General features: G+C 55.6%; 20 protein-coding genes. 4 read left to right on the top strand and 16 right to left on the bottom strand.

Features of this window, described 5'->3' with window-relative positions:
• Positions 1 to 43: 43 nt before the first annotated feature.
• A complete protein-coding gene (locus RCCS2_RS04850; RefSeq protein WP_008231886.1) occupies positions 44 to 289 on the top strand; it encodes a hypothetical protein in 246 nt (81 codons plus the stop codon).
• Positions 290 to 364: 75 nt separating this feature from the next.
• On the opposite strand, the gene clpA is transcribed toward RCCS2_RS04850, so the two are convergent.
• Both clpA and gloB read right to left on the bottom strand, forming a co-directional pair.
• Entirely contained in the window at positions 365 to 2,689 is a 2,325-nt protein-coding gene (gene clpA, locus RCCS2_RS04855) for an ATP-dependent Clp protease ATP-binding subunit ClpA (protein ID WP_037293199.1), read from the bottom strand.
• Between the two features lie 169 nt (positions 2,690 to 2,858).
• On the bottom strand, positions 2,859 to 3,632 hold the full coding sequence (gene gloB / locus RCCS2_RS04860; protein WP_008231891.1) for a hydroxyacylglutathione hydrolase: 774 nt from the start codon (positions 3,630 to 3,632) through the stop codon (positions 2,859 to 2,861).
• A 63-nt stretch (positions 3,633 to 3,695) separates the two neighbouring features.
• Here gloB and RCCS2_RS04865 point away from each other — a divergent pair, with 63 nt between their 5' ends.
• Positions 3,696 to 4,469 (top strand): class I SAM-dependent methyltransferase, encoded by a 774-nt coding sequence (locus RCCS2_RS04865; RefSeq protein ID WP_037293535.1) that lies wholly within the window; start codon positions 3,696 to 3,698, stop codon positions 4,467 to 4,469.
• 8 nt (positions 4,470 to 4,477) lie between these two features.
• On the opposite strand, the gene RCCS2_RS04870 is transcribed toward RCCS2_RS04865, so the two are convergent.
• Positions 4,478 to 4,999, bottom strand: coding sequence for a CAP domain-containing protein (locus RCCS2_RS04870; protein WP_037293201.1), 522 nt, complete (start codon positions 4,997 to 4,999; stop codon positions 4,478 to 4,480).
• A gap of 269 nt (positions 5,000 to 5,268) precedes the next feature.
• On the opposite strand from RCCS2_RS04870, the gene RCCS2_RS04880 reads away from it, so the two are divergent.
• Entirely contained in the window at positions 5,269 to 6,633 is a 1,365-nt protein-coding gene (locus RCCS2_RS04880; RefSeq protein ID WP_008231896.1) for a hypothetical protein, read from the top strand.
• Between the two features lie 51 nt (positions 6,634 to 6,684).
• Entirely contained in the window at positions 6,685 to 7,794 is a 1,110-nt protein-coding gene (locus RCCS2_RS04885) for a THUMP domain-containing class I SAM-dependent RNA methyltransferase (protein ID WP_008231897.1), read from the top strand.
• 9 nt (positions 7,795 to 7,803) lie between these two features.
• Here RCCS2_RS04885 and RCCS2_RS04890 read toward each other — a convergent pair whose 3' ends face one another.
• The 13 genes from RCCS2_RS04890 to bchC form a co-directional block, all read right to left on the bottom strand.
• On the bottom strand, positions 7,804 to 8,310 hold the full coding sequence (locus RCCS2_RS04890; protein WP_008231898.1) for a hypothetical protein: 507 nt from the start codon (positions 8,308 to 8,310) through the stop codon (positions 7,804 to 7,806).
• A gap of 17 nt (positions 8,311 to 8,327) precedes the next feature.
• The gene (gene dxs / locus RCCS2_RS04895) at positions 8,328 to 10,250 is read right to left on the bottom strand and encodes a 1-deoxy-D-xylulose-5-phosphate synthase (RefSeq protein ID WP_008231899.1); all 1,923 of its coding nucleotides are present in this window, start codon (positions 10,248 to 10,250) and stop codon (positions 8,328 to 8,330) included.
• Between the two features lie 182 nt (positions 10,251 to 10,432).
• On the bottom strand, positions 10,433 to 10,672 hold the full coding sequence (pufX, locus tag RCCS2_RS04900) for an RC-LH1 core complex protein PufX (RefSeq protein WP_008231900.1): 240 nt from the start codon (positions 10,670 to 10,672) through the stop codon (positions 10,433 to 10,435).
• Positions 10,673 to 10,680: 8 nt separating this feature from the next.
• The gene (gene pufM / locus RCCS2_RS04905; protein ID WP_008231901.1) at positions 10,681 to 11,607 is read right to left on the bottom strand and encodes a photosynthetic reaction center subunit M; all 927 of its coding nucleotides are present in this window, start codon (positions 11,605 to 11,607) and stop codon (positions 10,681 to 10,683) included.
• Between the two features lie 13 nt (positions 11,608 to 11,620).
• Positions 11,621 to 12,451 (bottom strand): photosynthetic reaction center subunit L, encoded by an 831-nt coding sequence (gene pufL, locus RCCS2_RS04910; RefSeq protein WP_037293206.1) that lies wholly within the window; start codon positions 12,449 to 12,451, stop codon positions 11,621 to 11,623.
• A gap of 124 nt (positions 12,452 to 12,575) precedes the next feature.
• A complete protein-coding gene (gene pufA, locus RCCS2_RS04915) occupies positions 12,576 to 12,734 on the bottom strand; it encodes a light-harvesting antenna LH1, alpha subunit (RefSeq protein WP_008231903.1) in 159 nt (52 codons plus the stop codon).
• Positions 12,735 to 12,746: 12 nt separating this feature from the next.
• On the bottom strand, positions 12,747 to 12,902 hold the full coding sequence (gene pufB / locus RCCS2_RS04920; protein WP_008231906.1) for a light-harvesting antenna LH1, beta subunit: 156 nt from the start codon (positions 12,900 to 12,902) through the stop codon (positions 12,747 to 12,749).
• Positions 12,903 to 13,046: 144 nt separating this feature from the next.
• Positions 13,047 to 13,271 (bottom strand): cytochrome PufQ, encoded by a 225-nt coding sequence (gene pufQ / locus RCCS2_RS04925; protein WP_008231908.1) that lies wholly within the window; start codon positions 13,269 to 13,271, stop codon positions 13,047 to 13,049.
• Positions 13,268 to 14,728 (bottom strand): chlorophyllide a reductase subunit Z, encoded by a 1,461-nt coding sequence (gene bchZ / locus RCCS2_RS04930; protein WP_008231909.1) that lies wholly within the window; start codon positions 14,726 to 14,728, stop codon positions 13,268 to 13,270. Before bchZ ends, pufQ begins: the two co-directional genes overlap by 4 nt.
• Positions 14,728 to 16,332 carry a chlorophyllide a reductase subunit Y gene (gene bchY, locus RCCS2_RS04935; RefSeq protein WP_008231910.1) on the bottom strand — a complete coding sequence of 535 codons (1,605 nt, stop codon included), beginning with the start codon at positions 16,330 to 16,332 and terminating at the stop codon, positions 14,728 to 14,730. Before bchY ends, bchZ begins: the two co-directional genes overlap by 1 nt.
• A complete protein-coding gene (locus RCCS2_RS18300; protein WP_008231911.1) occupies positions 16,322 to 16,468 on the bottom strand; it encodes a hypothetical protein in 147 nt (48 codons plus the stop codon). The genes bchY and RCCS2_RS18300 overlap by 11 nt, the downstream gene beginning before the upstream one ends.
• A complete protein-coding gene (locus RCCS2_RS04940) occupies positions 16,455 to 17,459 on the bottom strand; it encodes a chlorophyllide a reductase iron protein subunit X (protein ID WP_008231912.1) in 1,005 nt (334 codons plus the stop codon). The genes RCCS2_RS18300 and RCCS2_RS04940 overlap by 14 nt, the downstream gene beginning before the upstream one ends.
• On the bottom strand, positions 17,456 to 18,394 hold the full coding sequence (gene bchC / locus RCCS2_RS04945; protein ID WP_008231913.1) for a chlorophyll synthesis pathway protein BchC: 939 nt from the start codon (positions 18,392 to 18,394) through the stop codon (positions 17,456 to 17,458). The genes RCCS2_RS04940 and bchC overlap by 4 nt, the downstream gene beginning before the upstream one ends.
• Between the last annotated feature and the right edge of the window lie 81 nt (positions 18,395 to 18,475).

The following is an 18,475-nucleotide window of genomic DNA, read 5'->3' on the forward strand; positions in this document are numbered from 1 at the left end:
GGCATTCCGCACCCTATCTCTGTCAAAACATAAGGAATGTCAGATGTCTTTGATTGACCAAGTCCCCGCCCAATCCATGATCAATACCGCGAAAGAAACCGCTGCAGAATGGCGCGGGTACTTTTTCCCGGTCAGTACAGAAGCAAAAATTGTTCTTACGATCCTTGCCGTTGTCGCCCTTTGGGGATTGGCCATTTTTACCTTCGGCGTGCCTGCATTGGTCTGGCCGATGAAACTGATCGTGCCTGGCTTGATCCTTAGTTTGGTATTGCTGACCTGGGGCATGTGAACATCGCCCAAAGCGAAAACGAAAAAGCCCGCTGCTTGATTTAAGCAGCGGGCTTTTCTTTTGTCTGAGCGATATCTAGTCCGCAGTCAGCAGCGGCGGCTTATCCCCGCCCCCGGCAATCCGGCCTTGGGCTGGTGCCTCATATTTCAGGTCCAATTCACCCTTCTTGACGCCGACCTTGACGATCCCGCCTTTAACCAGTTTGCCAAACAGCAGTTCTTCGGCCAGCGGTTTCTTGATGTGTTCCTGAATGACACGGCCCAGCGGACGCGCACCCATTTTCGCATCGTATCCTTTGTCAGCCAGCCATTCAGCTGCGGCATTGGTCAATTCAATATGCACATTGCGGTCCATCAACTGCGCCTCAAGTTGCAGCACAAACTTTTCGACCACCTGCATGATCACTGGTTTCGGCAACGCGCCAAAGCTGATAATGGCATCCAGACGGTTGCGGAACTCAGGTGTGAATGTCCGCTCGATTGCAGCGGTGTCTTCACCAGTCCGTGCTTCGCGGCCAAAGCCCATGGCGTTCTTCGACATTTCAGCCGCACCTGCATTGGATGTCATGATGATGATCACATTACGGAAATCAGTGGTCCGCCCGTTGTGATCAGTCAGCTTACCGTGATCCATGACCTGCAACAGAATGTTGTAGACGTCAGGGTGCGCTTTTTCCATCTCGTCCAGCAGCAACACGCAATGCGGGTTCTGATCGACACCATCGGTCAGCATACCGCCTTGGTCAAACCCGACATAGCCGGGAGGGGCGCCAATCAAACGCGATACCGCGTGCTTTTCCATATATTCGGACATGTCAAAGCGCATCAGTTCCACACCCAGCGTATCCGCCAGTTGTTTCGCAACTTCGGTTTTACCCACACCGGTTGGCCCTGCGAAAAGGTAGTTACCAATTGGTTTTTCAGGTTCGCGCAAGCCAGCGCGCGCCAGTTTGATCGCAGATGACAGCGCTTCAATCGCCGTATCCTGACCAAACACAACGCGTTTCAGTGACTTTTCTAGGTCTTTGAGAACCTCGGCATCATCTTTCGACACGTTCTTGGGTGGAATGCGCGCAATCTTCGCCACGACATTCTCGATCTCTTTGGCACCGATTGTCTTACGACGTTTGCTTTCAGCGACCAGATGCTGGGCGGCACCCGCCTCATCAATCACGTCAATCGCCTTGTCAGGCAGTTTACGGTCGTTGATATAACGCGCCGACAGTTCTACAGCCGTTTTGATCGCGTCAGCCGTGTATTTGATGCTGTGATGCTCTTCAAAATAAGGCTTCAGACCCTGCAAAATCTTGATCGAGTCAGGGACAGACGGTTCTGTCACGTCAATCTTCTGGAATCGGCGTGATAACGCACGGTCCTTTTCAAAGTGCTGGCGGAACTCCTTGTAAGTGGTCGACCCCATGCAACGCAGCTTGCCACCCTGCAACGCAGGTTTCAGCAAGTTGGACGCATCCATCGCACCGCCAGAGGTCGCACCAGCACCGATCACCGTATGAATTTCGTCAATGAATAATACCGCATCAGGATGCTCTTCCATCTCGGTCATCACGGCCTTCAGACGTTCCTCAAAATCACCGCGGTAGCGTGTTCCGGCCAGCAATGCGCCCATATCCAGAGAATAGATCGTCGCTTTCGACAGCACCTCTGGCGTTTCACCGTTCACGATCTTGAACGCCAGACCTTCGGCAATTGCGGTTTTACCAACGCCGGGATCACCCACCAACAGTGGGTTATTTTTGCGGCGACGGCAAAGCACCTGAATGCAGCGTTCCACCTCATGCGCGCGGCCGATCAAAGGATCAACATCGCCCTTGGTGGCCTTTGCATTCAGATCAACGCAGTATTTTGCAAGCGCGCTTTCTTTTTCATCCGCCTCACCGGGGGCAATCGTTTCACCCTCTTCGGTCGAGCCGGTGACAGGACGCGCCTCACCAAAGGCGGGGTCTTTGGCGACGCCATGGGCGATAAAATTCACCGCATCATAGCGGGTCATATCCTGCTCTTGCAGGAAGTAAGCCGCATTGCTTTCACGTTCGGCAAAGATGGCGACCAGCACATTCGCACCGGTCACTTCGCTACGACCAGAGGATTGCACGTGGATCGCGGCACGTTGAATAACGCGCTGAAAAGCGGCTGTTGGAACAGCTTCGGATCCTTCGACATCCGTAATTAGTGTGGACAGATCATCTTCGATGAAACCTTCCAGATCCTTGCGCAGATCATCAAGGTTCACCGAACACGCCCGCATCACGCGGGCGGCATCTGGTTCATCAATCAATGCCAGTAGCAGGTGTTCCAGCGTGGCAAGTTCATGTTTGCGTTCATTGGCCAGCGCCAAGGCGCCGTGAATGGACTGCTCAAGTGTGGTCGAAAATGATGGCACGTCGTGTGCTCCTTCATATCGGGGGCTGGCGTGACCCAACCGTGGCCTCTTACCCTTAAGGTTTGGTTTTATTTGCCAACCTTCAAGAACTTTTTTCGTATTTGGCATCACAAAACGCGTGATGCTAAGAAATTGACCCGCTTTTCACCATGCTTTCACACAATCGTGGTCAAAACTTGTCTTTTTGCGCCCGTGTGTAAGTGAACACATCCACAGCTGATGCGTCACTCATATCAATGGCGGCTTTGAATTCGGGAACATCAGCGCGCAAAAACGGGTTCGTGCGCTTCTCTTCGGTCAATGTGGATGGGACCGTTAGCTGCCCAGCTGCGCGCGCCATTTCAATCCGCTTGATACGAGAGATAAGGTCTGAATTGTCCGGGTCAAGGGATGCGGCGAAACGCGCATTGGCCGCTGTATATTCATGGCCAGAACAAACCAGCGTATCATCAGGTAAGGCGCGCAGCTTTTGCAGACTGTCCCACATTTGCGCAGGCGTTCCTTCAAACAGGCGTCCGCAGCCCAGCGCCATCAGGCTATCAGCCGTAAAAACAAGCTGTGCAGCGGGCATATGAAAAGCAATATGACCAACCGTGTGGCCAGACACATCAAAAACCTCAGTTTGCTGTCCGCAGACGGTAATCTGATTGCCTTCCGTAACGGCAAGGTCCAGATCAGGCAGGCGGTGCGCATCTGCTTCTGCGCCTATGACACGGGCGTCACCGCGCAGGGCATCAACACCATCAATATGATCGTTGTGATGGTGGGTGATCAAAATATCGGTCAGCGTCCAACCGCGCGCATTCAGCTCTGCCTGAATGGGCTCAGCCTCGGGCGCATCAACCAACGCTGTCTCATCCGTCTCAGCGTTATGGATCAAAAAGGCATAGTTATCGCGCAGGCACGGCACCACAACCAATTCCACCGCAGATGTCTTTGTCATGGCAATGCCCTTTTCAGTTGATATGCTATGCCAACAGCTTTGCCCAAGGAGCAGCAAACCGCAATGCACCTCGATGTCCTTGATCTGCGAAACTTCTATTACCGCAGCGCACTGGGGCGCGCGGCGCAAAAGGTGATCCGTGACGAACTATGCACGATGTGGCCCGAGGCAAAGGGACAGATGGTTGTGGGCTTTGGATTTGCTCTGCCGTTGCTCAGGCCTTTTTTGAAAGATGCGCGCCGGGTCATCGGGCTGATGCCGGGGCCACAAGGCGTGATGCCGTGGCCCGCAGATGGCCAGAACGTCAGCGTTCTTTGTGAAGATACGCTTTGGCCGATTGAAACGGGGCATGTTGATAAGCTGGTGATGTTGCATGGCTTGGAAACCACCGAACAACCGTCACTGCTGCTTGACGAAGCATGGCGGGTGTTGGGGCCAGGCGGACGGGCCGTATTTATCGTTCCAAACCGCGCCGGACTATGGTCGCGATCTGATGCCACACCGTTTGGCTATGGGCGGCCCTACTCGCTCAGCCAGTTGGACGCACAACTGCGGCGGCATCAATTCGTGACAGAGCGAACGATGTCGGCCCTGTATCAGCCGCCATCTGCGCGCAAGATCTGGCGCAAGTCAGCCAGTTTTCTGGAAAAGATCGGACATAATGTGCCGGTTGTGGCAGCAGGCGGCGTTTTGATCGTCGAGGTAAGCAAACAAATGGCCGCCCCGACCAGACCAGGATTGACTGAAGCCGTCAAAAAACCGCTCAAAGCGCTGGAAGGTATCGCAAAGCCGAAACCCAAACCAGAGGCCGCACCATCACGGGTGATCGTTAAATAAAGCCGCGGTTACTGTTCTGCGGCCAGCAGCAAAACCCAATAAGGCCCGCGATTGCTGTCTGCTTTGGCAAGGGCAAAGTCCTCAAAGCGCGGATTGACGTTATTGCGCTGATGGCCCGGTGAATTCACCCAAGCATTCAAAACAGCACGTTCGTCTTGCTGACCGCGCGCGATGTTTTCGCCCCAAGTGCGCCAGTTATATCCGGCATCAGTGATGCGATCCCCACCAGAAGATCCATCGCTGCCCGTATGAGAGAAAAAGTTATTCGCAGCCATGTCGTTGGCATGACGGCGGGCCGCGGTCCCTAAACGCGCATCATAGCTGACCGATTCAGCGCCGTTGTCGGCCCGCACACCGTTCAACATGCCCGCGAATGTATTGCTGGGGCTGCCAGAGGTGGCAATCGAGGGTGTGTTTGACGACGGTGCTGGCGGCGCGGCTGACGTCACGCTGGGGTCTGACATACTACCGCCAGCGCCACCGCAGGCAGCGACAAAGCAAAGTGCTACAACGGAAATAATAGGCTTCATGCGGGTACTCCAATTCTTGATCTCATCCAGCTATGGCGTTCTGACTTCGTTACTCAATCAAAGAACACAAACCACTGTCAGATCAGCAGAAAACTGCTTGCGTTCTGACACCAACAGAGAAAAAGCGCTGAAGTTTGGAAACATTCGGCGCAAAACTGAAACATAGTGAACGCACATGGAAACCAGCCGCTTATGCGTGTTTTCCATCGCGAAAACTTTGCATAGATAGCTGCAACACAAACCGGGACCGCGCGAGGCTGACAACAAAAATGCGACTGAATATACTGTGGCCTTTGTTGCTTGCTGCAACGACAGCCTACGCCCAACCCGCCTTTAATGATCTGCAAAAACAGGCCGAGGCCGCCTTGGTCGCCAACCAACCTGATCAGACGATACGTCTTGCGCAGCAAATGCTGGACGTGCAACCAGACAGTTTTGCAGCACTCTATCTGTTGGCATTGGCGCAGGCCGATTTGAACGATCTGCAAATGGCCGCGCAAACGGGGATGCAGGCCTATCACGTCGCCACTACTGAAGATCGCCGATTTCAGGCCGCGCGTTTTGTCGGTAGTGTGCGTTTTCAAGCGGCCCAATATACCCGGTCAGAAATGTGGCTGCGCCGTGCAGCAAACCACACGCAGACAAACGCAGAACTACAATCGGTTGCCGAAGCCTTTGCCATCAGCAAACAAGCCAACCCACTGTCCATGCGATTTGCCGGGTCTATTGCGCCCACAGACAACATTAACAATGGATCAAAGGACGGTGTTCTTAGATTGGAAGGCATCGACGTCACCTTTGTTTTACCCGAAGACCGCCGTTCGCTATCAGGTGTGGCCTTCACGGCAAGCACCGAATTGCGTTATCGGGTGGCGCAAAGCCCCGCGCAATCAACCACACTGATCGGCGCGATCTCTGGCGCGACATATGCCCTGTCCTCCGATGCCAAGGACCTGCTTGCCAGCTCTCCCAACCCTGATGTGCGGGCGGTTGATGGCAGCGATTTTGCAACGGTGACTGCCTTGGCGGGGGTGGAACGGCAACAGAACAATATCAGCCCACTGGGCCCGGTGCGTGCCGGGTTATCCTTTGGCAGCTACTGGGAAGGCGCAGAACGGCTTGTAGATTTTCATGATCTCAGCCTTGAACAGATCGTGCCGGTTGGCCGCGACCGCACATTCCGGCTGAAAGGTTTGGTGCGCGAACAATTGGCACGCACCCCTAACCTGCTTGATTCCACGCGCTATGATCTAATGGGCAGCTATGCACAGACGCTGCGCAACGGCGACCAATTACAACTCAGCCTTCAAACAAGCCGGGTCTTGGCAGGTGCGGAAAATTCATTCGATGAATACGAAGTTGGGGTCGGGTACGGGCTGGCGCAGCCCATCTTTGGTGTGCAACTTTATACATCACTGCAATTCGGCTATCGGACCTACGACGAATTCGTGACAACCCTTGATGGGCGTGATGACCATTTCATATCTGCCGATGCCACCGCGACATTCCAAGACGTCAGCTATTTCGGGTTTTCGCCCAGCATCACGGTGTCATCATCGCGCACCGTCTCAACAGCAGAAGAAAATACGACATCAGCTGTTCAGGTGCTGTTCGGTGTGACCTCAAATTTCTGAAAAATTCTTTGGCGTTTGCATACCAGCTACAAAGCCCAGTATGCACCTGCCATGACAGCACCCTTTGACATCTTCATGGTCGCGACACCGGGCCTTGAACAGGCATTGTTGGCCGAAGCACGTGCCAATGGTTTCGACGAAGCGGAAATCACCCCCGGCGGGATCACCTTTACCGGCACGTGGCAAGACGTCTGGCGGGCCAATCTGGTCATGCGCGGGGCGACGCGCGTACTGGCGCGAGTAGGCAGCTTTATGGCGTTTCATCTGGCGCAGTTGGACAAGCGGTCGCGCAAGTTTCCATGGGGTGATATTTTGCGTCCTGATGTCCCCATGCGGGTCGAGGTCAGCACATCAAAAAAGTCCAAAATCTACCATGCCGGGGCCGCGACCCAACGGATCGAAACGGCGCTGAAAGACAGCCATGGCATGACAATCGCCGCCGACGCGCCTGTTGTGATCAAAGTGCGGATTGACGACAACCGGGTCACGATCAGCGTCGATACCTCTGGGATCAGCCTGCACAAACGAGGACATAAAGAGGCGGTGGGCAAAGCACCAATGCGCGAAACACTGGCCGCGCTGATGCTGCGCGAATGTGGGTATGATGGGTCAGAGCCGGTACTGGATCCGATGTGCGGTTCAGGCACCTTTTTGATTGAAGCGGCAGAAATTGCGATGGGGCTTTACCCTGGCCGGACGCGGAACTTTGCCTTCGAACAGCTCGCCACGTTTGATCACAGCATCTGGGATGAATTGCGTAAGGTGAATGCAATCCAACCCCCCTCCCAGCATTTCCATGGCAGCGACCGCGACGCAGGCGCCATCCGTATGGCCACCGCCAATGCCGAACGGGCCGGGGTTGGTGATCACATCACCTTCCAAAACCTCTCTGCCGCCGATATCAAACGGCCCGATGGCCCACCCGGCCTGATCATCTGCAACCCTCCCTATGGTGGACGGATCGGCAACCAAAATATGCTTTATGGTGTCTACGCAGGCTTAGGCGACGCAATCAAACGCGAGTTTTCTGGCTGGCGGGTGGGGATGGTCACCAGCGAGGCGGGGTTAGCGAAGGCAGCGGGGTTACCGTTCAAACCAAAGGGTGCACCGATCCCGCATGGTGGGTTGAAGGTGTGGCTGTTTCAAACAGGGCCGCTGTAAATGCCCGCTCTATTCCAAAACTGATCTGACCAATGCACGCTGATCGCCCGGCGTCAAACCACCCAGAACCACAAGTGATGCGCTGATGGCTTGCACGGCGCTCAGATTATCGGGCGCTAAAAATGTATCGGCCAAGATCGAAACTGAAATGACTGTGCTTTCCAGAAATTCTGCGCCCGGCTCGCGCCCACCAGAAGCGACTAAGTTTTGCGGCCCGCGCGACAACATAACAATCGCGCAAACAAGGCGTATGCGCTGCTCGATGGGGTCTTCAAGCCATTGCCCAATCGCATAGTCGCGCAGCCTATCTTGCGGGACGTAGCAGTTCGAACGGCTAAATAACTCGCCAGCTTCGCCAGAATAGTACATCTCTAACGGGAAGGGGCGCGCATTGACGCCAGCGACTTCTTCCTGCGGAGTGAAGGGGATATCGACATTCACTTCATGGGCTTGAACGCCGAAAGGGACCAGGGCGAGCGTCGCGATAAACGGGGCCATCTGGCGGATGGTTGTCATACTAGCAAATAGATTTTTCAAACCCCAACCTCAACCCGCTTCACTTCAATCCCAGCCGCCTGCATCGCCGTCGCGGCAACATCCACCGCGGTCAGCCCTGCATCTGCATACATCGCATCAGGTGACGCGTGATCGATGTACCGATCCGGCAGCGTCATCGTCCGCACCTGGCAGCATCCATCCAGCAATCCGTCATTGGCCAGATCATGCAGCACCATCGCGCCGAAACCGCCCCGCGACCCCTGCTCGACCGTGATCAGTGCTTTGTGGTTGCGCAGCAATTGCCGGATCAGCGCGCGGTCCAGTGGTTTGGCAAAGCGTGCGTCAGCGATTGTAGTGCTGACACCTTGCGCCGCCAGTTTTTCCGCAGCCTTGCGACACTCCGCCAGATGCGCCCCAAAGGACAGGATCGCTACATCTGATCCCTCTTGCACGATCCGGCCTTTGCCGATCTCAATAAGCTCACCGCGTTCTGGCAGGTCAATGCCCTCGCCCTCGCCACGCGGATACCGGAACGCAATCGGCCCGTCGTCATAGGCGGCAGCGGTGCGCACCATATGCATCAATTCAAGCTCGTCTCCGGCGGCCATGACCACCATATTGGGCAATGCTGACATATAACCAATGTCAAAAGCCCCTGCATGCGTCGGCCCATCAGCGCCCACCAATCCTGCCCGGTCAATCGCAAAGCGGACAGGCAGGTTTTGCAAGGCCACATCATGGACCACCTGATCATAGCCGCGTTGCAGAAACGTCGAATAGATCGCGCAGAACGGTTTCAGTCCGCTTGCCGCCATACCAGCGGCGAAGGTCACGCCATGCTGTTCGGCGATGCCCACGTCGAAAACGCGATCCTTGAACCGCGCACCCATGATATCGACACCAGTGCCAGAAGGCATCGCGGCGGTCACTGCAACAATGCTTGGGTCCGCCTGTGCTTCGGTCGTCAACGCTGACCCGAAAACCTTGGTGTAACTGGGCGCATTTGGCTTTGATTTGGCCTGCGCACCTGTGGCCAAGTCAAACTTTGACACCCCATGCCCACAATCGGCGCTATCTTCGGCAGGGGCATATCCCTTGCCCTTGGTCGTGCAAACATGGATCAGAACCGGGCCAGTCGCGCGGGTTCGTGCCGCACGCAGCACAGGCAAAAGCTGGGTCATGTCATGGCCATCAATGGGGCCTACGTAGGAAAAGCCAAGCTCTTCGAACAGCGTACCTGAACCGCCCGTTTGCATACCCGTCACAAGACTGCGCGCCCGGCGCGCATGATCACGTAGCGGGCCTGGCAAAGCGGCCTCAAACCCTTCGGCCATTTTATGCAACTCGCCCATGGGCGAGGCATAGAGACCGGATAGATATTTCGACATGGCACCCACAGGCGGGGCAATCGACATCTCATTATCGTTGAGAATCACAAACAATCTGCGCCCTTCGGCACCTGCGTTATTCAGCGCCTCATAGGCCATGCCCGCACTGATGGATCCATCACCAATCACGGCAATTGCATCGCCTGTGGGCATCCCCATGTCGCGGCCCACGGTGAAACCCAAAGCCGCAGAAATTGACGTGCTAGAGTGCGCAGCCCCAAACGGGTCATACTCGCTTTCGGCGCGCTTGGTAAAACCAGACAAACCACCCTCTTGGCGCAGTGTACGGATACGGTCCCGCCTGCCGGTCAGAACCTTATGCGGATAACACTGGTGCCCCACATCAAAGACGACCTTATCGCGCGGCGTATCAAAAACAGCATGGATCGCCGTTGTCAGTTCCACCACACCCAAAGACGACCCCAGATGGCCACCTGTTTCAGACACCGCAGAGATGACTTCAGCACGTACATCATCAGCCAGATTGGCGATAGCGGTGTCATTCATGCGACGGATATCAGCGGGGCCCGCGATGCTATCAAGGAAGGGCGTATGGGGGCGATTGGTCATCTTGGCACCTTTGTGGTAATAAAAAAGCGCCGCAAATGGGTGAAACCCAATTGCGACGCTAGTCTCCTGTAGCCAACAGGAAGGGAACTGGGGTCGAAACCCCAATATCGGGCCAGCCAGGGAGGGTAGCCCGATGGCATAGAATCAGGCGGTGCGTCGCGCGCCGCCTGATCCAATCTCACTCAGACGTGCACAGCCTCTTCGACCACTTCGATCATCAGCGATGACCGGTTGATCGGGTCGGGCGTTTCACGGCTTTGTTCCGGCAGGATGCGCCCGATAAAGGCCATCGCAGCAATCACGAACCACAAGGCAAGGACAAACACAGCCGCGTAACCTGCACCTTTGAGCATCAAGAGCGTGATATCGGCGGTTAGCCTGCTCTTTTCGCTCATGTCGAGGATGTTATCGTTTTTCATCATCTCTCTCCTTAGTTCACTGGGGCATAGCCGTGGACTTGCGCCCAAACGAACCAGTTATCAACAACCGTGCCGGTCAACAGGATCCCGATACCGCCTGTCAGCGTTGTCAGGACTGCGAACCACCACGCCCAGCGGTGGATACCTTCCATGGTGGCGTTAAAGCCCATGGTCCAGCGCCAGAACAGTGCAGCACGCTCGGTCGCAGTGCCGCGGTCAACGATCTGTTCAATCTCGCGTTCGCCGCCGAAACGGCTGACCGCAAGGATTGTTGCACCGTGCATCGCAAACAGCAGGGCTGATCCATAAAGGAACACAATGCTCAAAGCGTGGAACGGATTGTAGAACAGGTTGCCATATGTGATCGAAAACAGGTTCGTCCAATCAAGGTGCGAGAACACACCGTAAGGCACCATCTCTGACCAGTCGCCCATCAGGATCGGACGGAACAGACCCAGCACAAGGAACAGCCAGATCGCAGAGGCAAAGGCCCATGCAACATGTTTCCCCATACCCAGTGCTTCGGCCCGCAGGTACGTGCGCACCCACCATGTGATCACAGAAATCAGCAAGAAGAACGACGCGATCATGAAGTAGCCGCCGTCATTCATGGGTGGCATACTTAGACCATAGCCCGGTGAAGGCGGATCCAGCGACAGCCAAAATAGATCCCGCAAAAAGATTGCCGGGTTATAGTCAGCCTGCGCCCAGAAGGACAAACCCACCATGACAAACCAGATCAAACCGGTCGCCAGTGAAATCACCCCGAAAGAGCCCAGATAGATCGGCCCCAACTGTGCGTTCCCGAACAAGCCTGCAAGTTTTGAGAAACCTGCACCCTTGCCCCGGTCAATTGCGGCACCATCGTATCCGTCGATGCCCATTTCAGGTGGTCCTTGGACCTGAACCTGCGTGAAGATGTTTTGATATTCAGCCATTGTTCATATCCTCCTACAGATCGACCCACCAAGGGAGTTCATAGTACCAGTCCCACCAGATGATCCATTCTTCGAACCAGACGGTGCCGGAAATCACGATACAAATCGCAGACCAGAAACCAGCGTTCAGCGCCAGAAACAGGCCGAGGCGGTGAATCCCCAGTGGCCCGATCGAGTAGCCGATCAAATCACGAAAGTACGTATCTTCATGATCAGGTGACTTGATCTCTTGGCCTTTGGGCGGGTTCACTGCCGACAATACCAAGGAACCGTGCAGCGCAAGTGCAAGCGTGGTCGTGAAGAAGAACGTGATCGCGATCATATGCGCGGGGTTGTAGTGAAAGTTGCCATAAGCATAGCCCACGTTGTTGACCCAATCGAGGTGGCTGAAAATGCCATATGGGAAACCATGCCCCCAGGCACCCAGAAGCACAGGGCGGATCACGACAAGTGTGACATAGGCAAAGATCGCAACGCCAAAGGCAAAGGGTACGTGATATCCAATGCCCAATTTGCGGCATATCTCGACCTCGCGCATCATCCAGCTGACGAATGCGCCGACCGCACAGATCGTGATGATCTGCCAAAGGCCGCCTTCCATCAGCGGTGCAGCACCCAAACCGTATTCAAGCGGCGGCGGGTCGATGGAAATCAACCACGGGTTCCATGTGGGGCCTTGGCTGGCCCCGTAAAAAATCAATATCGTCCCAAGGACGGCGAAAAAGAACGTCGTGACCCCGAAGAAGCCCACATAAAATGGCCCCACCCAAAAGTCGAACAGATCACCGCCTACCAATGTCCCGCCACGGACCCGGTATTTTCTCTCGAAGCTGAGCTGTGCCATCTTCCAATCTCCATTCATCGACAGGCCCTGCATCCCCAATGGGTGCGCCCCGTCATCGTCAATGTCGGTGTTTGCTACGGGCGGAACGTGCCCGCCCGCAGCTTATTTTTGCGGCAAAAGCCGATTACATTCCGCCACCAAAGGCGAGTTGGAACCAGTTTGTGCTTTCATTGCTCAGCAGGACGAGGTGAATCATCGCTGCGAGAAGGAACAGGAATACGCCCTGAGCCACGAAAACGCGGCGTGGGTCGAATACCAGCCAGATCTTGTAGAACTGTGCCATGTGCTATTCCTCCTACCAGCTGAACCAAGGAAGCTTGATGTACGTCAGCACGTGAGCAACGACGGCAACGATCGTGAAGATCGTAAACCCGCTCATGTAGACTGCGTGCAGCTCTTGGGCCTGCTCGTCAGTGAGACCTGTGAAAGACAGGTCAGATTTGTCAGCCATGTTTTGTCTCCAAAATAAAGTACTGACGCCGCGCACCCCCCGCGGCCGGGTTACGACAGAAGCTCTTCCTCTGCCCCAATCCATCACCCCGGGGGGGAATGATGAACATCGGATGCCCTTGCGGGCAAATGTCATACCTGCGGATCAAGCGCTGAAGATCTGCGGCGTAATAATGCGGGCCTGTGTCCAGGCCTTTGCGAATGGGCCTTTAGCTGGCATTTCCATCCGGCGCGCCGCAGACAACACCCATGTCAGGATGCACAGCGGCAGCGTGGCCAGAAAGATCAGCCCGAAGTAGGCATAATATTCACGTTTTGGTGGTGCCGTACGTGCGCGCAGCACTGGGGCATCTGTTGTAAAATCGGTCATGTCCGTCCTCCCGAGGATGGTTGCAGTGTCTCGACGGTTTCCAGAACAACCCGGTCATTACCGGCATCGAGGGCCGCACGCTCTGCTGCGTCGCGCAGCGTTTTGGCGGCAGAAATACGGGTCAAGATCGGGTGTGTTGCCACGATCTCATCCAGTTTGGCTTGCGCATCAGGATCCCAAGGGAAATCACGGCGCAGCGGTGTCAGTGTGGCGTCGGTCGCATCCATATCGGTGCCCAACGGCAGGATATGGAACAGCGCATCAAACAATCCGTTGCAGACCTCTTGCAGCAGATAGGTCGCACCGGCGTAGCCCATAAACGGCGTGCCCGTGGCCCTGCGGATCGCAGCACCGGGAAAGCTGGCGGGAATGAATACCGGGCTGGGGCCGTGCCCCGCCTTCATCTCGGCCATATACATTTTTTCGTTGATAGAGCCCAAAACGATCAAAGGGCGCTTGGTATGCAGCAAGCTGCGCACTTCATCGTTGTTGGTTTTCTTGCCGCGTGTCCGGGCCACAGCGAAGGCACAGGGGAAACCTAGATCACCTTCAAGGAAGTGACGGACGCCACGGGCATAAGTTTCATTGGCAACAATCGCAAATTCAGCCGTTGCAAAGAAATCTTGCGTCACAGAGCGCCATAAATCCCAAACCGGTTTGATGGTGGAATGCTTCTCTTGCTCGATGAACGGTTCAGGGTCCAGACCCGTTAATTCACCCAGCTTGCGCAGGAATTTCGTGGTAGAATCAATGCCAAAGGGCGCTTGCAGATAGGGCTTGCCCAGCACCTCACACAGACCGCGACCGAACTCGCGGTACATCGTAACGTTCACATCGGCATTCACCAAATTACGCATCTCGGCCACATGGGCTCCCAGCGGCATCACCATGTTGATTTCAGCACCGATGCCTTCAACCAAACGGCGAATTTCAGCAAGATCGGATGGCATGTTAAACGCGCCATACATCGGCCCAAGGATATTTACCCGTGGCTTTGCACCTTCTTCGCGCTTCTTTTCCGGCGGCATCCGGCCTTTGGTCATACCAAATTCGGTAAAGATCCAGGTCATCGCACGGTCTGCACATTCCCACTGATCTTCATCAATGGTGCGGGGCAAAAAGCGTTGAATATTCGTGCCTTGTGGGGTCACACCACCGCCGATCATTTCAGCAATCGAGCCGGTGACAACAACGGCAGGCAAAGCCGGATCAAGGGTCTGCCAAGCACGCTTCATCGCTTCCTCAGTGCCTTCACCCATTTCGGTTTCGGCAAGACCGGTCACGACAATAGGCAACTCATGCGGTGGCAGACCGTCGGTATAGTGCAAAACGGAGGTCACAGGCAGGTTTTCACAACCGACCGGGCCGTCAATAACAACCTGCAAACCCTTCACGGCGCAGAATGCATAAACAGCACCCCAATATCCGCCTGCGCGATCATGATCGGTGACAAGCATCAGATCATCTCCTGCGCTTTGGCGGCGCGCGCCATTTTATCAAGCTTCTTCTGATGCGCGGCACGGAAATCAGGGCGCAGGTTCGGCGCGCCTTCCCAGACACCGGCGGTGTCTTCATTGCCTACGCCCTCAAAGAACGCGCGCATCGTGTCCATTTTCTCTTTCCCGGCAATCGCGGCATTCACGACCTGCGCCAATGAACCGGCACCGGCAGGGCCCATAAGTGGCCGTGCGGAAATGAGGTTGGTAAAGTAAAGCGACGGAATACCGTGTTCCTTGGCGTGTTGCACAACAGGTGTCGTGCCAATCGCCAGATCAGGTTTGATCGCATCGACGGCGGCCAGATCATCTTCAAGTGAGGCACGATAGACAACCTTCACGCCCTTCGCAGCAAGCCATTCAGCATCCGGGCGCGACCATTCTGTCTTGGGGCAAGCCGTACCGACATAAGGCACATCAGCGCCGCTTTCGATCAGCAGGCGCGCGACCAACAACTCGGACCCTTCGTAACCTGAAAGGGTCACGGTCCCATTAATCTTGGCGCCCTCAAAAGCCCCTTTTATCGCAGGCAAGAACGCATTCTGTGCCGCTGCAATCTGATCAGGCTTCACATTATAAGAATCACCAATCGCAGCCAGCCAGTCAGCCGTGCCGTCATGGCCAACAGGGGCAGAGCCCACAATTTTGCGACCAGCGCCCTGAAATTCACGGATAGCAGAGGTGTAGAACGGATGGATCGCCGCCGCGACACCACAATCGAGCGCTGCGTAAAGTTCGCGCCATTCACGTGTCGGCACAACCGGACCAGCGGCAAGGCCCATGGGGGCCAGCATCGCGCCGATCATCATTGGATCGGCTGGGAACATTTCGCCCAATAGCGCCACAGTCGGACGGTCTGACTTGCCACCAACGGGGGCTTGCACTGGGCCTGCGGCAATCTCTTCGCGGGCATAGGCCAGCATTGCACCAGCCAAGACATCCTTGGCCTCAGCGTGGGTCGGAATGCCAAATCCCGGCACATCAATGCCCACGATCCGCACGCCGTTAATCTCTTTGGGCAACAGCCGCAGCGGCACGCCAGACGCGGTGGGGACGCAAAGGTTCGTCACCACAATCGCGTCATAGCGATCAGGATCAGCCATATCATGCACACTCTCGCGGATGTCCTCGAACAGCTTACCGGTGACCAATGTCTCGGAATTAAACGGCACATAGCCGACAGACCGACGCGCACCGTAGAAGTGCGACACAAACGTCAGGCCATACACACAGCAGGCAGAGCCAGACAAAACCGTCGCAACACGCTTCATCCGCAGGCCAACGCGCAAAGACCCGAACGCAGGACACATGCTCTGCGGTTGATCGTGGGGACCTTGCGGATAATCCTTGGCGTATTGATCCAAAATATCAGATTTGCCAGCGGCACGCGCTGCGGCTTCCATTGACCCGGCACTTGCCGTGCAACCACCCTCGAGGGCAGTCGCCTGCGTGCCAGCGTCCAGCATGTCAGAGGTTTCTTCACGCGCAACACCCTCGATGATCTGAACTTGTCCAGCGTCATCATAGCCAACCTCATAGCCTTGGGTGTCAGCATCATGCGTCATACTTGACGGACTCCTTAGGCGTCGGGGTGGCGTTCAGAATGTCTTGAAGCAAGCGCAATGTCTGCGCACGCGTGGCGCGGGCCAGCATGTCTTGCACTTCCTTAAGAACGGCATTTTCGGTGCTAGGCATCATCATAAATGACCTCCAAGCTTTCCTTGGGGGCCGCGTTTTTGCCGCGCATATCGACGTCAGTGGCAGGCACCAGTTGATAGTCGCCACCGGTGTCCTTGGCATCGAACAGACCCAGCAAACCGTCTTGATCCAGTGGGGTCGGGCGGACAGGCGGGGCAATGCCCACGGCCTCTGCCAGACCCTCAAACATTGGACCCCATTGGCTCTCGTTCGTGCCAACGATCTGATAGTTCGCGGATTTCTTCCTCAGGTCATCGTCTTGTGGAATTGCAGCAAGGACCGGAATATTAACTGCCTCGGCGAAAGCCTGGGCTTCTCCGGTCCCGTCATCCTTGTTGATAACAAGCCCGGCCACCCCAACATTACCTCCAAGCTTACGGAAGTATTCGACTGCAGAGCAGACATTGTTAGCAACATATAAGGACTGCAGGTCATTCGATCCCACCAAAATCACTTTCTGCGCCATATCGCGCGCGATCGGCAGGCCGAAGCCGCCGCAGACCACGTCACCCAGAAAATCAAGCAGAACGTAGTCAAAGTCCCAGTCGTGGAACCCCAGTTTTTCAAGCAATTCAAACCCGTGGATAATCCCACGGCCACCACAGCCGCGACCCACTTCGGGGCCACCCAGTTCCATTGCAAAAACACCGCCGCGCTTGAAGCAGACATCGCCAATGGCGACCTCTTCGCCGGACAGCTTTTTCTTTGCTGATGTTTCGATAATCGTTGGGCAAGCCTTGCCGCCAAAAAGCAGGCTTGTCGTATCAGATTTAGGATCGCAGCCAATCAGCAGCACGCGCTTGCCCATCTCGGCCATCATATGGCTGAGGTTGGCAAGGGTGAATGATTTACCGATGCCACCTTTGCCATAAATCGCGATGATCTGCGTTTTTGACGTTGGCACACCCTGCGGCACTTCGAGCGACGGCTCTTCATTGGCCTCATCGCGCAAGCGCTGATCAAAGTCCTTCAGGTTTGGTATTTCGTCTTTCATGAAGTTCCCCAATTCAAGATCATTTTCAGACACGCAGGGTCGGTGAACGCGGTCTTGTATGCGCCGCTGGCGAGGTCGGCGGGTTGTTGATGCGTAATCAGATCGGCCAATTCCAACACACCAGCCTCGACCAAGGCTTTGGTGGCGGTCATGTCATCTGGCGCCCATTCGGCGCTGATGCGAAAGCGGGCCTCTTTCATAAAGGCGGGCGGAAAGGCGAATTGCAGCGGGGCGGTATAGAAACCCGCCAGTACAATCTCGCCCCCTTTGGCGATACGGCCAATCCAATCGTTCAGCAAATCACCACGACCGGATGCGTCATAAACCGACTTATAATCGCGACGTTCGTCCAGTTCAGGCGTTGTTACTTCATAGCCTACGGCGCCTTCCATGCGGATGGGATCAACCTCCCACACTGTCGGCGCAGGCGCACCAGAGGCCACGGTCAAACGGGCCAGCAAACGGCCAAGAACACCGTGGCCGATAATCAAATCAGGGACGGCTTTGTTGGGGCCAGCCATCGCATGACGTGCAGTGGCAGCCAAAGCAAGCAAAGCACCAGCAGCACCAAGACCGGAATCAATCCGGGTGACGCGTGACGCCTTTGTCACCAGCGTTTCCGCCGCAGCCCCGAACAAACCAAATGCACCTTCATAGCAGCTTGCGCCGGGCACAAACACATGTTCGCCCACGCGGTAACCGCTGTCGACACCCGCCTCGATCACTTCGCCGGCGGCCTCATATCCGGGGATTAAAGGATAGCCCATTCCGGGGAACGGCGGCATTTCACCTGTCCAAAACAGCTTTTCCGTACCAGTAGAGATGCCAGAATGCTTGATCGCGACGACAATATCATCAGCCGCAGGGGATACGATTCCCACCTGATCAATCGCCAATTTACCTGGCGCTGATAGGATAACGGCCTTTGTTTGCAACGTTTTTCTCCCTTGTGAGGCAAATGATAGGCGTACCATTTGCGACACTCTGTCCATCCACAGTTTAGCCTTACATACCAT

Origin of the sequence: Roseobacter sp. CCS2 (assembly GCF_000169435.1) — a bacterium.
Lineage (GTDB): Bacteria > Pseudomonadota > Alphaproteobacteria > Rhodobacterales > Rhodobacteraceae > Yoonia.

Bases quoted from the DNA above. Each gene is read 5' to 3' on its own strand.
- RCCS2_RS04870 (WP_037293201.1), bottom strand. From the start codon at position 4,999: ATGAAGCCTATTATTTCCGTTGTAGCACTTTGCTTTGTCGCTGCCTGC.
- RCCS2_RS04880 (WP_008231896.1), top strand. From the start codon at position 5,269: ATGCGACTGAATATACTGTGGCCTTTGTTGCTTGCTGCAACGACAGCC.
- pufM (WP_008231901.1), bottom strand. From the start codon at position 11,607: ATGGCTGAATATCAAAACATCTTCACGCAGGTTCAGGTCCAAGGACCA.
- RCCS2_RS04850 (WP_008231886.1), top strand. From the start codon at position 44: ATGTCTTTGATTGACCAAGTCCCCGCCCAATCCATGATCAATACCGCG.
- pufL (WP_037293206.1), bottom strand. From the start codon at position 12,451: ATGGCACAGCTCAGCTTCGAGAGAAAATACCGGGTCCGTGGCGGGACA.
- bchY (WP_008231910.1), bottom strand. From the start codon at position 16,332: ATGACGCATGATGCTGACACCCAAGGCTATGAGGTTGGCTATGATGAC.
- bchZ (WP_008231909.1), bottom strand. From the start codon at position 14,728: ATGCTTGTCACCGATCATGATCGCGCAGGCGGATATTGGGGTGCTGTT.
- pufA (WP_008231903.1), bottom strand. From the start codon at position 12,734: ATGGCACAGTTCTACAAGATCTGGCTGGTATTCGACCCACGCCGCGTT.
- RCCS2_RS04890 (WP_008231898.1), bottom strand. From the start codon at position 8,310: ATGACAACCATCCGCCAGATGGCCCCGTTTATCGCGACGCTCGCCCTG.
- pufQ (WP_008231908.1), bottom strand. From the start codon at position 13,271: ATGACCGATTTTACAACAGATGCCCCAGTGCTGCGCGCACGTACGGCA.
- pufB (WP_008231906.1), bottom strand. From the start codon at position 12,902: ATGGCTGACAAATCTGACCTGTCTTTCACAGGTCTCACTGACGAGCAG.
- RCCS2_RS04885 (WP_008231897.1), top strand. From the start codon at position 6,685: ATGACAGCACCCTTTGACATCTTCATGGTCGCGACACCGGGCCTTGAA.
- RCCS2_RS04940 (WP_008231912.1), bottom strand. From the start codon at position 17,459: ATGAAAGACGAAATACCAAACCTGAAGGACTTTGATCAGCGCTTGCGC.
- RCCS2_RS04865 (WP_037293535.1), top strand. From the start codon at position 3,696: ATGCACCTCGATGTCCTTGATCTGCGAAACTTCTATTACCGCAGCGCA.
- gloB (WP_008231891.1), bottom strand. From the start codon at position 3,632: ATGACAAAGACATCTGCGGTGGAATTGGTTGTGGTGCCGTGCCTGCGC.
- RCCS2_RS18300 (WP_008231911.1), bottom strand. From the start codon at position 16,468: ATGATGATGCCTAGCACCGAAAATGCCGTTCTTAAGGAAGTGCAAGAC.
- dxs (WP_008231899.1), bottom strand. From the start codon at position 10,250: ATGACCAATCGCCCCCATACGCCCTTCCTTGATAGCATCGCGGGCCCC.
- pufX (WP_008231900.1), bottom strand. From the start codon at position 10,672: ATGATGAAAAACGATAACATCCTCGACATGAGCGAAAAGAGCAGGCTA.